Origin of the sequence: Paenibacillus sanfengchensis (genome assembly GCF_036864765.1) — a bacterium.
In the GTDB taxonomy this organism is placed as follows: Bacteria; Bacillota; Bacilli; order Paenibacillales; family Paenibacillaceae; genus Fontibacillus; species Fontibacillus sanfengchensis.
Map to the genome: position 1 here is coordinate 178,472 of NZ_JBAGJC010000002.1, position 13,810 is coordinate 192,281.

The 13,810-nt window shown below is 57.3% G+C and carries 13 protein-coding genes and 1 riboswitch; all 13 genes read right to left on the bottom strand.

Annotation, left to right across the window (positions count from 1 at the left end):
- Nucleotides 1-11: 11 nt before the first annotated feature.
- Nucleotides 12-302 (bottom strand): PTS sugar transporter subunit IIB, encoded by a 291-nt coding sequence (locus V4U84_RS04250; RefSeq protein WP_334072216.1) that lies wholly within the window; start codon nt 300-302, stop codon nt 12-14.
- On the bottom strand, nt 299-2,383 hold the full coding sequence (locus tag V4U84_RS04255; protein WP_334072217.1) for a BglG family transcription antiterminator: 2,085 nt from the start codon (nt 2,381-2,383) through the stop codon (nt 299-301). Before V4U84_RS04255 ends, V4U84_RS04250 begins: the two co-directional genes overlap by 4 nt.
- Nucleotides 2,384-2,546: 163 nt before the next feature.
- On the bottom strand, nt 2,547-3,797 hold the full coding sequence (gene glyA, locus V4U84_RS04260; RefSeq protein ID WP_334072218.1) for a serine hydroxymethyltransferase: 1,251 nt from the start codon (nt 3,795-3,797) through the stop codon (nt 2,547-2,549).
- A gap of 36 nt (nt 3,798-3,833) precedes the next feature.
- Nucleotides 3,834-4,418, bottom strand: a complete 585-nt coding sequence (locus V4U84_RS04265) for a TIGR01440 family protein (protein WP_334072219.1) — start codon at nt 4,416-4,418, stop codon at nt 3,834-3,836.
- Between the two features lie 131 nt (nt 4,419-4,549).
- A riboswitch (ZMP/ZTP riboswitch) is annotated at nt 4,550-4,632 on the bottom strand.
- A gap of 50 nt (nt 4,633-4,682) precedes the next feature.
- The gene (locus tag V4U84_RS04270) at nt 4,683-5,288 is read right to left on the bottom strand and encodes a low molecular weight protein arginine phosphatase (protein WP_334072220.1); all 606 of its coding nucleotides are present in this window, start codon (nt 5,286-5,288) and stop codon (nt 4,683-4,685) included.
- Between the two features lie 60 nt (nt 5,289-5,348).
- Nucleotides 5,349-5,909 (bottom strand): manganese efflux pump MntP, encoded by a 561-nt coding sequence (locus tag V4U84_RS04275; RefSeq protein WP_334072221.1) that lies wholly within the window; start codon nt 5,907-5,909, stop codon nt 5,349-5,351.
- A 70-nt stretch (nt 5,910-5,979) separates the two neighbouring features.
- Nucleotides 5,980-6,840 (bottom strand): DUF72 domain-containing protein, encoded by an 861-nt coding sequence (locus V4U84_RS04280; RefSeq protein ID WP_334072222.1) that lies wholly within the window; start codon nt 6,838-6,840, stop codon nt 5,980-5,982.
- Between the two features lie 34 nt (nt 6,841-6,874).
- Nucleotides 6,875-8,014: an L-threonylcarbamoyladenylate synthase gene (locus tag V4U84_RS04285; RefSeq protein ID WP_416367212.1), complete on the bottom strand. Its 1,140-nt coding sequence runs from the start codon at nt 8,012-8,014 to the stop codon at nt 6,875-6,877.
- A 122-nt stretch (nt 8,015-8,136) separates the two neighbouring features.
- Nucleotides 8,137-8,793: a stage II sporulation protein R gene (gene spoIIR / locus V4U84_RS04290; RefSeq protein WP_334072224.1), complete on the bottom strand. Its 657-nt coding sequence runs from the start codon at nt 8,791-8,793 to the stop codon at nt 8,137-8,139.
- A 146-nt stretch (nt 8,794-8,939) separates the two neighbouring features.
- Entirely contained in the window at nt 8,940-10,130 is a 1,191-nt protein-coding gene (locus V4U84_RS04295; protein WP_334072225.1) for an FtsW/RodA/SpoVE family cell cycle protein, read from the bottom strand.
- A 163-nt stretch (nt 10,131-10,293) separates the two neighbouring features.
- Nucleotides 10,294-11,175, bottom strand: coding sequence for a peptide chain release factor N(5)-glutamine methyltransferase (prmC, locus tag V4U84_RS04300; protein ID WP_334072226.1), 882 nt, complete (start codon nt 11,173-11,175; stop codon nt 10,294-10,296).
- A gap of 2 nt (nt 11,176-11,177) precedes the next feature.
- The gene (prfA, locus tag V4U84_RS04305; protein ID WP_334072227.1) at nt 11,178-12,245 is read right to left on the bottom strand and encodes a peptide chain release factor 1; all 1,068 of its coding nucleotides are present in this window, start codon (nt 12,243-12,245) and stop codon (nt 11,178-11,180) included.
- Nucleotides 12,246-12,457: 212 nt separating this feature from the next.
- A complete protein-coding gene (gene ychF, locus V4U84_RS04310; protein ID WP_334072228.1) occupies nt 12,458-13,558 on the bottom strand; it encodes a redox-regulated ATPase YchF in 1,101 nt (366 codons plus the stop codon).
- Between the last annotated feature and the right edge of the window lie 252 nt (nt 13,559-13,810).

The window sequence follows — 13,810 nt, forward strand, 5'->3', positions numbered from 1 at the left end:
CATTTCGTTTGTTAGGCGAACCAGTCCCGGAGCGTGTTGCACTCCATGAGCCGTGCTTTCAGATGCTGCCGGTCGGTAATGTCCTCCAGTCCGATCAGTTCAGCCGTCCCGGCCAGGTGCAGTGATTCTATAACATAGCTGGAACCTATAATCAGATCCGCATCATAAGCATCCAACGAGGTGATATCCGTATGCTCGATTTGAGCCTGTACGCTCAACTCCTTCATAAGGGCCTCCACATTTAACCGGATCATCAGGCTGGTCCCCAGACCGCTGTTGCAAGCAATGACGATCTTTTTCATTTGCCCTCCTTCTCCCGCAGCCTTCGCCACAGGCTATCCGCATCTGCGGTTTGCCTCAAATCGGCCATGAACGATTCGTCGTTCATCACCTCCAGCAATGTCCCGAGCGCGGTCACATGCCGCTCCTTATCGATGGCCGCCAGCGTAATAACGAGCCAAACCGGCTGAGCGGAGGGCCCGAACGCCAGCGCCTCGCGAAAGGTCATTAAGCTGAACCCCGTTTTCGCCACACACTCCGGCATATATACGTGGGGAAAGGCCACCCCGGATCGGATGATAAAAGAATGCTTATTGGAGTGGATGATTTCGACCAGGGCATCTCCGTATTTTGCGTCCGAAACCCCTTTTGCCATCAGAATCCGGTTTCCCTCCCGAACGGCTTCCTCCCACGGAACGGAGGCTAATCCAAGGCGGATGGAATCCGGCGGTAATAACGAAGTAAGAGTATACTCCCCGGCCGGCCGCTGATCCCGACCGCCTCCGCCCTGGAACAAGTACAGCAGTTCCTCCAGCAAGCCGTTGCGGTTATGGATATGGGCATTTCGCTCAACCGCCTCGAGGATGTCATTAACCGCTTGAACGGAGGCAGCAGCCGCAGCGGATTCGCCCGAAGGCGCGACACCCAAGAAGCTTGCGATTCGCTTCTGGTCCGATTCGTCGAGAAGCGGGGACACTTTCACCCAGGGCACCTGCAAAGCTTGGCTGATTTCCATCGTGCTGACGATGGCATCCACTTCGCCGATCTTGATGCTTGCCGACTCTTTATACGAGTATGTTCCGGCAACATCAACCTGGGGAAAAACCACGGCCATCCGCCGCTTCAACATGGCCGAAGTGCCGAGACCCGAACCGCATACGATCGCCACGCGCTTGCGCAGAGGAGCCTGCGGAGGGATCAGCCCGCTTCCGATATGAAGCATGATATAACCGACCTCGTCCCGATCAAAAAGAACGGACCAGGGTTCCATCACGTCATTTACAACCCGCTCCACCAAATCGAGCAATGATCCGTACTGGGCTTCCAATTGCCGCATCAACGGATTTTTCGATTGCAGCCCGAACTTGGCCCGGTAAATGGCCGGTTTCAAATGAATGGCCAATCCCTGGACAATTTGGTCGGATAACTGCAGCTTTCGCCCCAAATCCCGCTCGATGCGAACCACCATTTGCTCGGCCAGTTCGACAATCATTTGCTCCTCGGCCGGCAGACTTTGTTTTTGAGCGCCGAGAATATGCTGAGTGATATAACCGATTTCCGCCGCGGGAAGCTTCACCCTAAAATGCTCCTCAATCCGCGGGCCCGCCTCTGTCCTCACCAATTCATACGCATCATGGCCTTTTAGCTCGGACAGGGATTCGGGATCCATCTCGATCGAATGCGTCCCCCGCAATCGTTCCATCGCCATGAGGATGTGAAGAATTAGGGTGGAGTACCCGGCATCCGTAAATTGAACGCCCATCTTCTCCTCCAGGCGTTGCATCGTATCGAACAGCATAGCCGTATCCTCGGTGTTGAACCAATCCTTCCAGGGGGTGACCGGTAACCGCGGTTCCCCATATTCCCGTTGATCCAGAATATATCGGAACAATCGGTCGTCGGTCATCTCAGCACGCAGCAAACTTAAATAAGCGCTTCGTTTGAGTTTCTCCGCACCCGTGACGTAAAGCACTCCCCGGTCCCGGACCAGGGTTAACTCCCAGAGCTCCAACCGCCGCTTAATTTCGCCTAAATCTTGCAACAGCGTATTTTTGCTGATCCCGAACTCCTTCATTACCTCTTTGACGGGCAGCTTCGCCTCTTGCAGAAGCTGCTTGAGCAGCAAGCCGATCCGATGCTTCGCATCCATGTAATCGGGACGCTGCTGCGTCTGCGCGGCAAGCCGCTTGGACTGGTCGCCGCCGAGCCGAAGCCGGACACCGGCGGTACGATCGCGCTCCAGGCGCACCCCCCGTTCCATGAGCCAATCCTCCAGCCCCAGCAAGTCATTTCGCACCGTACGCAAAGAGATCCCATACTCATCCGCCAAATTTTGCAAAGATATATAAGTGGTCCCGTCGTTCTCCATCAATTGTTTGAGCATTCGCTGTTGTCTGCTTGATATCATGTTCTCACCCGGAGGTCATTGTTTTGTATGCGCTATCATGGGTTAATTATTGCATATTTAGCTAGCAAGATATAGGGATTTCTCCGAAAAAAAAAGGCCGACCCGTACCAACGGGTCAACCTTCCGCTAAATCAGGCGCTTATTCGTAGCTAAGTTCCGGATAAATCGGGAATTTATCGGTTAATTCGACAACTTGCTGACGGGCTTTCTCCAAAGACGCCTCGTCTTTAGGATTCTTCAGAACCAGCGCGATCGTCCGACCGATGACTTTCATCGCTTCCTCGTCCATTCCACGGGAGGTTACGGCCGGCGTACCGATACGGATGCCGCTGGTCACGAACGGGCTGGTCGGATCGAACGGAATCGCGTTTTTGTTGACCGTAATGCCGATCGAATCAAGCACGTGCTCGGCGTCTTTGCCCGTGATGTTCAGGTTGCGCGTATCCACCAGCATCAAGTGGTTGTCCGTGCCGCCGGAAACGATGTTCAAACCTTCCGCTATCATAGTCTCCGCGAGGACTTTGGCATTTTTGACCACGTTCTCCGCATACGTCTTAAAGGAAGGCTGAAGCGCCTCGCCGAGCGCCACCGCTTTGGAGGCGATCACATGCATCAGCGGTCCGCCCTGCGTACCCGGGAACACCGCCTTGTCGATCGCCGTCGCCCATGGCTGGCGGCACAAAATCAGGCCGCCGCGCGGTCCGCGCAGCGTTTTATGCGTCGTTGTCGTCACAAAATGGGCATGCGGCACCGGATTCGGATGCAGCCCGGCAGCGACGAGGCCCGCGATATGCGCCATATCGACCATGAACAAAGCGCCGACATCATTGGCGATGGAAGCGAGCTTTTCAAAGTCGATGATGCGCGGGTAAGCGCTCGCTCCCGCAACGATCATACGGGGACGATGCTTAAACGCGGCTTTGCGCACTTCGTCGTAATCGATCAGGAAGGAGTCTTCCTGTACGCCGTACGCCACGAAATTGTACAGAAGGCCGGAGGCGTTTACCGGACTGCCGTGCGTCAAGTGTCCGCCGTGCGCCAGGTTCATGCCGAGCACGGTATCCCCCGGTTTCAGCGCGGCGAGATAGACAGCCATATTAGCCTGCGCGCCGGAGTGCGGCTGCACATTGGCATGCTCGGCGCCGAATAGCTCCTTCGCCCGGTCGCGGGCGATATTTTCCACGATATCGACGCGTTCGCAACCGCCGTAGTAGCGTTTCCCCGGATAGCCTTCCGCATATTTGTTGGTCAGCACGGAGCCCATCGCTTCCATAACCGCTTCACTGACAATGTTCTCCGAGGCGATCAGTTCAATGTTGTTCCGCTGACGCTTCAGCTCCAGATTCATCGCTTCCAATACCGCCGGGTCTTGCTTTCTCAATTGATCCATATCCATAGTCCTCCTATGCTAAAATAATGAATAACTTCAGTCACACAAACGCGAGTCCTCGGTTTGAGGCAGCGCATATACCGCACGCTCTCCTCCGATCAACTTTGGACGCGTCCAAGCCGCGTTGACCCGGGCCTTGCCGACATACCGCAAGCCGGGCCGGAAGGGGACCGCGACGCGGCGCAGATGCATGCCGATCAAGGTCTCTCCGATATCCAGACCGGCGTGGGCTTCAATGCTCTCGGCAAGACAGGGTTCGGACAAGCTGCGGTAGGCGACCGCCGCCATCGAGCCGCCGGCCTTCGGTACGGGAACCGCAGCTACCTCCGTAAGCCCGAGACGCTCCAATACAGCCCGTTCCACCACAAGCGAGCGGTTCAGGTGCTCGCAGCATTGAAAAGCGACATCGAACCCGTACTTTCGGCGAACCTCGTCAATCCCGGCGAACAGCTCGGCCGCAATATGCTCCGCGCCGCCTGTACCGATCCTCGCTCCCGCCACCTCGCTCGTGCTTACTCCGAATACGGCGACATGCCCCTGCCGGAGCCCGGCAGCCTGCGCCAGCTCCTCCAGGATTCCAGCAACTTGCGCCCGGATTTCCCCAGCATTTGGCGTTTCCATGGCTTACCCCTTCTTTCCGAAAATGTCGGTTCTCGTCAAACACCTAACCTTATTATACCTAAAACGGCAAGAATATTGACGATAAAGAAGTCCGCTTACGAAAAAAGAGCATGACGCTACCAACGCGTCGTGCTCTTTGCCCAGGCGACCGGCCGTATATTCCGATGCTCCACCGTGGTTTCATCCACTTTCGTCGCCAGTCACATCGGATCTTCATTTCTAGCTTAAGAATAAAGCATACGCCTCACAAATGCAACCGGCTTTTCATCCCCAGGCGGTATTTCCGGGATGATTCCGATCCGGCTTCAGCTTGTCGGCCAATTTTTCCAAAGCCGCTCGGATTTCCGTCGCGGTCCGATGGTATTCCTCCCGCGAACCGCCGAAAGGATCGGAAATATCATAGACCGGCAAGCGCTGAAGCAGCTCGGTCAATCTGCGCCGGTTCGCTTCATCCGCCTGCTTGCCAAGCGCCCGGTCCAGTTCCAGCTCGGCAACCAGACGCTGCAACTCTTCCTTTTCGGCCAATACATCAAGATCGTCCTCGACATATTCTTTTAAAGTATATGTTTTATCCACCGCGGCCGGAAATGTATACACGATCTGCCGTTTGTGCCCTTCCGTCAACGCCAGAATCAAATCGGCCCACTCGATCAACTCCCCATGCAGCGAGGTCGATACGATCCGGTCCATAATTCCCTGCTCTTTCAGAACCGATTCCGCATGACGAGACATCGATGATCCATCGCTTGCGGCCACTCCTGCGGAGCGCACCTCCACATCAAGCCCCCGCTCTTTGGCGATTTGGCGCATCATTCCTTCAGCCATCGGGCTCCGGCATGTATTTCCCGTACAAACAAATAAAATCCGCATTCGCTAGTCACCTCCGTCAAATCGCCGAATATTTCTTCGGTTCGGATCAGTGTTATTGTATCAAAAGATAAACAGGAGTCCAAACGTGAACAAGATCGCTCCGCCGGCCGCCTCGCCGTATTCCCCGAGATTCCGGCCGACGCTTCGCCCGAGAGCCAGACCCATCAGGGACATCAATCCGCCGCAAATGCCAAAAGCCAGCACCGTCAACAGCAAGTCGGAACGAAACATCCCCAGGGATACCCCGACAGAAAAGGAATCGATGCTTACGCTCAGCGAAAAAAGAACGACTCCCCACAAAGTACGGTGATTGATCGATTGAAACCCGCTGCCCTTCACGGAACTGAAAATCATGTGGGCGCCCAAAAGCAGCAGCAGCCCTCCCGAAGCATACCGCGCCAGATGGCCGAGCAACTCGCCGACATACTGACCGGCGGAAATGCCGATCAAGGGCATGAGAATATGAAAAAGGGCTACGGTCACACCGATGCGGACCGCATCCGTTCTCCCCACCCCTTTCATACCGATGCCGACGCCGAGCGAAAAAGCATCCATTCCCAAGGCCACGGCCATCAGCAGAACGGTCGCCAATTCCCCTAACCGCGCAAAAGCCTCTGTCATCCCAGCCACTCTCCCATGTCTAAAAAACTACTTGTACCACCATATGCGGACAAAGGGAAAGTCATGATCGTTATTCGGTTTCGCCAAACAAATCAAGCTGCTGAGGCGGCAGGCCCGCCGTTTCCATCCCTAAAAGCTCCATCATTTCCAGCGCGTTCGGAGCGGCGTCCCCGCCGGAATTATTGTTAAAAATCATGCAGATTTCCCGCGTGCCTTTCTCCTCCAACACCGCCAGCTTATCACGCCAATCCAGCAGTTCATCGCGGTTGTAACGGTACAGATTGCGAATCTCCCGCCAGTTCGGCGCTCCGCCCTGCAGCCAGCCGCCCTCATTCCGTCCGTGAAGTCGGACGATCGTCAGATTCGGATCGGTCGGTTCCAGCACGGCGGGAACCGAGCCCGGTCCCGCCTGCGGTTCATCGCAAATTATATGAACCCAGCCCTCCTCGCGCATGAAGGATATCGTACTGTCGCGTACCTCTGGCCCATACCAGCTCTGGTGGCGGAATTCCAGGGCCAGCGGCAGGTCTCCCATCCATTTTCTCACCGCGCGCAGGCGCCGGATGTTGTCGGCCGTACAATCGAACCAGGGCGGAAATTGAAACATAACGGCTTTCAGCCTGCCCGATTCCGCCACCGGGCGAATCGAATCGAGGTAAGCCTGAAACATTTCGCCCGGCCCGCCGTAGGGGCTTTTGCCGCGGTTATGCCCCGTCATCCCCCGGTAAGCCTTCAGGATAAACGTAAAACCGGCCGGCGTTTCGTCTAACCATCTTCTGTAAGTGTGCTCGCCCAAAACGGCATAGAACGAGCTGTCCACCTCCACGACCGGGAAATGCCTCGCATACAGCGCCAATTTCATTCTGGCCGGGGTCCCCTGCGGATACAGCGCTTCATGATCTCCCCAGCCGGTCAACCCGATCGATATCATTTCGCTTCCGCCTCCCCTATTTATGGATGTCTTCCTATGCCTTTATTACCTTTCCGCCCGCCGCTTTAAGCAGGCGGTTCATCACGGCGGAGCCGAGTCCCTCCTGCGGGCAGGACTCGGCCAGAATGTAGGTGACGCCGCCGTCGTCGAAGCGGCGGAGCGCCGCGTAAAGACGATGCGCCGCCGTCTCCAGCGCCGTCAGGCTGCCGAGCGAAAGCAAGCAGTCGGCGCGGTAGAGCGGAAGGTGCTCGTCAAAGGCGAGCACGCCCGTGACCTCCCCGCGCGCCTTGGCCGCATCGAGCTCGGCCTGGATGGCGGCCGCCACCCGGTCCGGGGCGGCGCCGGCCACCACACGCAGCGCCCCGCGGGGGGCGTAGTGCGTGTACTTCATGCCCGGCGAGCGCGGCGCCGGCATGTCATTCTCGCGGCCGCCCGCCTCGGCGGCGCTTTGCAGGGCGGCGTCCAGCCGCACGTCCGCCGCATGGCGGGCGAGCTGCTCGGCCGTGATCCCGCCGGGGCGGAGCACGGTGACCACCCCGTCGCCGCCGGCCACCACCACCGTCGACTCCAGGCCCACCCCCGTGGGCCCGCCGTCGACGATGCCGTCAATGCGGCCGGCCAGGTCATCCCCGACGTGGCTCGCCAGCGTCGGGCTCGGGCGCCCCGACCGGTTGGCGCTGGGCGCCGCCACCGGGCACCCCGCTGCGGCGATCAGCCGCAGCGCGATGTCGTGGGCCGGCATCCGCACGGCCACGGTGTCCAGCCCCGCTGTCACGCGGGGCGAGACGGCGCCGGGGGCCGCGGGCAGCACCAGCGTAAGCGGCCCCGGCCAAAAAGCATCCATCAGCCGCCGCGCCGTCTCGTTCACTTCGGTGACGAGGCCCTCCAGCTGGCTGAAGTCCGCAATATGCACGATCAGCGGATTGTCGGACGGCCGCCCTTTGGCGGCAAAGACCGCCTCCACCGCCGCCGTGTTCCGCGCATCCGCTCCGAGACCGTAGACCGTCTCGGTCGGAAAGGCTACCGTTCCGCCCGCCGCAAGCACCTCGCCCGCTTCGGCCAAGCCCCGCTCAGCTTCCCGGCGAGCCTGAACCTCCGGTGTTGTTCCTTCTATTAGAACGGACACATCCCACAAGCGCGTCGGCCGGGGTTGTCCCGCTTCACTGTTCGTCATCAAGTTATGATGTTCCATGGCAATCCTTCCCAACTCTTTATAATATGAACCCTTCTATTATAACCGAAACAAAACCGTGCAGAGCCTTCATCTGCACGGTTTCAAAGGAAGCCTAATATTTTTTATCGAAAAAGTCCGGCAATCCAGTCCCACAAGCGAACCAGCATATCCCACAAAAAGAAGCGCACCTTCGTCTCCTCCGGCTCGGCCTGAACCGGCTGCGCCGCTCCTCCGTCAGCTGCGGCGCTTACGCTGCCCTTGCTATTTTGCAGGGCGTCGCCGCTGCCCGCATCGACAAAGCACAGGGGCGGAAACAACACGCACCACCAATTCTTGCCGTTCCCTTCCCCCAGCGTAACGCGAAGCGCCTCGTAATCGCCCGCGGGATAAACCGCCCCACCGTACATTTTCGTCGGAAAAGGAACCACGCCGAGCTCCACCTTATAACCGTACTTTTTTCCGCTGTCCGCCAAGGTTTCACCGACCCGCTCTTCGATATCGTCCAAATGCTCCCGGATCACGCCGCGTGCGGCATCCAGGCTTTGCGGGTCCTCAAGCTCGCCCACCCATGCGTTCATCTGTTCGACCACCGCATCGCGAACCTGACGTTTCACGATTTGATCGCCAACTCCATCCGAATTGGCCAATATCCGCAGCCGGATCGATTGCCGGGGAATTGCCCCTTCGGCCGCGGCCGAATCTATTTTCTGCCCCTCCCAGGACATCAGCAGAATCATTAAACCGAAAGTAATAAGTCCATATTTTTTCCCCCGCCGCATGACGCTTCCTCTCCCTACGTTCTATGATGTCTATCAGTATGTCCGTTTAGGAGAGAAGTAAACCTATGAATCTATGAAATCGAAAGATAGGCGGGAGTACATGCCCCACAAAAAAGGCAATCCCCAAGGGACTGCCTGTGCTAACTTTACTGATTTTGCGGTTTAACCCTTGTGTAACGCGTGGTCGGAAACCGCTGCTCATCCTCCACTTCTTGCCCGTGAATCCGGATGCTCATTGCGACGCCGATACAGGCCATGTTGATCAAAAGTGAGGTTCCTCCGTAGCTGACGAACGGGAGTGTAATCCCGGTCAGAGGCATCAGGCCGATAAACATGCCGATATTTTCAAAAACCTGGTACAGAAACATCGCGACGATCCCTACGATGATATAAGGTCCGCTTCGGTCCCGGCAATCCAGGGAGATTAAAATCAGCCGATGAATCAGCACAAAATAAAGCAGCAGGAGCAACGAACTCCCGATAAATCCAAACTCTTCGGCAATGACCACGAAAATGGAGTCGGAATATGTGAGCGGAACGCGTTCCGACTGGACGGTTTCCCCCTGCAGGTATCCTTCGCCGGTCATCCCTCCGGAAGCGATCGCCAGCTTGGCGTTTTGCGTATGGTAGATCGCGTCCTTTGAGGCTTTTTCCGGCATCAGCCAGGGGTCGATTCGCGCCATCCAGTGGGCCCGCCCGATTTCTTCGAAAAATTTGTAAACCTGTTCGTGATACGCCTTGTAAGCCGTAATTCCTCCATATACGGAGCCGGCAAAAAGCACCAGGGCGATCAAAGCATGGATATACTTAATGTTGCCGATCCACAGCATCCCGGCCAAAATGACGAGATAGCTAAGCGCGTTGCCCAGGTCGTTTTGAGCCATGACCAGCAGAAACGGAATAAAGGTCACCAGCAGAATCGGCACGACATCGCGCCAAAACATCAGCTTCGGTTTTCGTTTCCGCAGCAGCATGAAGCCCAAAAACAGAACGAGCAGCAGTTTGAAAAACTCCGCCGGCTGGAAGCTGAGACCCCCGGGAAGCGTAAGCCAGCCGGTGGCATTATGGTACGTATTACCGGCAAACATAACGATGATGAGCAGGCCGATCCCGGACAGGTAGATGTAAAACGCATATTTGATAAACAGCCTGAAATCTATCAGGGATACGGAAAAGAAAACCGCAAACCCCAGCAAATAATAGACGAACATCCGAAGATGGTACCCGTCGTATTTCGTACCCGATGTGGCGCTATAAAGCACCGCAATACTGATCCCCATCAGAAGCAGCAGGATGAACACGATTGTATAGTCAATTTTTTTTAACTTGGTCAGCATTCCTCTGTCCTCCGCCCATCCTGATTTTATCCTCTTCCCATTGTATAGGAATTCTCCAGTTAAAGTCTATTGGGCGTTCTGCCCAATCCTTCCGCAAAAAATTTGGATATGGGAATAAGATGAAGCCGCATTCCGATCAAGCGAACGAAAAAAGCACCGCCCCTCAGGCGATGCCCAATACGTGCCGGTCGATGCCGGCCAGATCCGGGATCGTAACGATCTCGCTCCAGCAGCCGGTACGGCGCAGTAGCTCGGCGACCTCCCCGGCCTGCCCCATACCGAGCTCGAAGCCGATCAGCCGGGGCGGCCGGGGCAGCAGCGGCAGTTGCGCCATCATGGTCCGGTAGGGCGCCAGCCCGTCCGGACCGCCGTCGAGCGCGCCGCGCGGCTCGTGGTCGCGCACCTCGGGTTGCAGGTGCGCGATCGTAACCGCCGGGATATACGGCGGATTGCTGACCACGATGTCCAGCGGCTCGCCCGCGAACGGTTCAAGCAGGTTGCCCTGCTTGAAAGCGACGGCCAGGCCGAGCCGCCGGACATTTTCCCGCGCCACCGCGAGCGCTTCCGGCGAGATATCGCTCGCCGAAATACTCCAGGACGGGCGCAGGTGGGCCAGGGCGGCAGCGATCGCGCCGCTGCCGGTGCCGATGTCGGCGGCCTGCGGAGCGCCACCGGGCCACAGGCGATCGGCCGCCTGGACGATCGCTTCCACGAGCAGCTCCGTTTCCGGTCGGGGAATCAGGACGGCCGGCGTGACCTTGAAGGTCAGGCCGTAGAAATCCTGTTCCCCGATGATATACTGCGCCGGCTCGCCCGCCGCTTTGCGGCGGATGGCCTCTTCCCACGCGGCTTTGCGCCCGTCCGGGAACGGATCGCGCAGCGCGGCCAGATACGCCGCGCCCTCCAAACCGAGCACATGCCGCAGCAGCAGCTCGGCATTCGACTCCGGCTCGGCCACGCCGTGCGCCGCCAAAAAAGAAGAAGCCTCTCTGCGGGCTTCCGAAATATTCAGGTCTCCAGATAACACATATCCGTTACCGTTCAAGTTTATTCTCCTTTATCCATCAGTTCGGCCTGTTCCGCAATTGTCAGCGCCGACACGATTTCCTCGATCTCTCCGTTCATGACCTGATCCAGCTTATGCAGGGTCAGCCCGATCCGGTGATCCGTCACCCGGCTTTGCGGGAAATTGTACGTCCGAATCCGCTCGCTGCGGTCCCCGGTTCCCACTTTGCTCTTGCGTTCGCCGGCATATTTCGCTTCCTCTTCCTGCCGTTTCATATCCGAAATCCGCGCCCGCAGCACCTGCAGCGCCTTTTCCTTATTGGAGTTCTGCGATTTGCCGTCCTGGCACGTCGCCACGATACCGGTAGGGATGTGCGTAACCCGGACCGCCGATTTCGTCGTGTTGACGGACTGGCCGCCCGCGCCGCTGGAACAGAACGTATCGACGCGAATATCTTTGTCGAGGATTTCGACATCGACTTCCTCGGCCTCCGGCATCACCGCTACCGTCGAAGTCGAGGTATGAATCCGCCCGCCGGACTCCGTCGACGGAATCCGCTGCACGCGGTGGGCGCCGCTCTCATACTTCATCTTGCTGTAGGCGCCGCGTCCGTTGATCATGAAAATAACCTCTTTAAAACCGCCGAGGTCGCTTTCGTTGACGTCCATAACGTCCACTTTCCAGCCTTGCGTATCCGCATAACGGGTGTACATACGGTACAGATCGGCCGCGAACAGCGCCGCTTCGTCGCCTCCGGCCGCCCCGCGGATTTCGACGATCACGTTCTTGTCGTCGTTCGGGTCCTTCGGCAGCAGCAGGACGCGGATTTTTTCCTCCAGCTCCTGCTGTCGGGCCGTAAGGTCTTCTATTTCCATTTTGACCATTTCGCGCATCTCATCATCCAGCTTCTCCGCCTGCATTGCTTTGGCGGCTTCCAGCTCTTCAATGACCTGCTTGTATTCGGTGTACGCCTCATAAGCCGGCTGTAAATCGGATTGTTCTTTGGAGTAATCCCGAAGCTTCTTGGTATCATTGGCCACGTCCGGATCGCAGAGCAGCTCGCTCAGCTTCTCGTACCGGTCAGCCAGGGATTGTAGTCGGTCCAACAAGGGAAGTCACCTCTCTCTATGACAATTTTCTCGAAGAAAATAAATCGATCATTTTTTACAAAAATTATTAGGTAAACGACTTTATATTATACCATAGGGATCGTCGCTTGAATAGTGGGGAATCGTGCGCCCACCCTTTTTATAAAAAAAGCCTGCCGCAACAGCGGCAGACCCGTTTTTATCGGCGCTAGATGGCCTCTAATGAAAGCCCCTTACACGTTAAACCGGAAATGCATGACGTCGCCGTCCTGAACAACATACTCCTTGCCTTCCAGGCGGAGTTGCCCGCGTTCCTTGGCCGCATTCATCGAACCGGCAGCTACGAGATCGTCATAGGACACGACCTCCGCGCGGATAAAGCCGCGCTCAAAGTCGGAGTGAATCACGCCCGCCGCGGCCGGCGCTTTCGTCCCTTTGCGGATCGTCCAGGCGCGAACCTCCTGAACCCCGGCGGTAAAATACGTATAAAGCCCTAATAAACGGTATGCCGCTTGAATCAAGCGGTCCAGACCGGACGCTTGCAGGCCGAGCTCCTCCAGGAACATCGCCTTGTCCTCGCCCTCCAGCTCGGCGATTTCCGCCTCCACCTTGGCGCTGATCGGAACGACCTCGGCATTCTCCGCCGCCGCGAATTCACGAACCTGCTGCACGTACGGATTGTCCTCCGCATCGGCCACGCCGTCCTCGCTGACGTTGGCCGCGTAAAGCACCGGCTTCAGCGTCAGCAGGTGCAGATCGCGGATGATCAGCTTCTCATCGTCGGTCAGCTCCACGCTGCGCGCCGGCTGGTCGTTGTAGAGCGCTTCTTTGATCCGCTCCAGCAGCTCCACTTCCTGCGCATACTGCTTGTTGCCGCCCTTCATATTTTTGCGGGAACGTTCAATCCGCTTCTCTACGCTGTCGAGGTCCGCCAGGATCAGCTCCAGATTGATCGTCTGAATATCGCTGATCGGGTTGATCTTGCCGTCCACATGCGTGATGTTCTCGTCCTCAAAGCAGCGAACCACGTGAACGATGGCATCGACCTCGCGGATGTGGGCCAAAAACTTATTGCCTAAGCCTTCGCCCTTGCTCGCTCCGCGCACCAGCCCCGCGATATCCACGAATTCGAACGCCGTCGGCACCGTCCGGTTGGGCACGACCAACTCCGTCAACTTGTCCAGACGCGGGTCCGGCACTTCCACGACCCCAACGTTCGGATCGATCGTACAGAAGGGATAGTTCGCGGATTCCGCCCCCGCCTGCGTAATTGCGTTAAACAGCGTGGATTTTCCGACGTTCGGAAGGCCCACGATTCCAGCCTTTAAAGCCATATCTATGACAACTCCTCATTCTTGTAATTGCTCATCTTCTTCAACCATAGTACCTATCCCCCGGGCAGATTTCAAGAACAGCCTGCAAAATCCGGCAAATCCCGCATTCGGCGGCTCTTTGAATCGGCTGCGCCTAATACTGGGAAGAAATTTGGCAGCGGTTAGTTCCTCCCTTTGAAGTGGGGCAGGTGCCTAAGTGCCTTTTGTGGCGCTATTTTGGCGAAATCGGCTCATCGGTATGGAATAACGTTC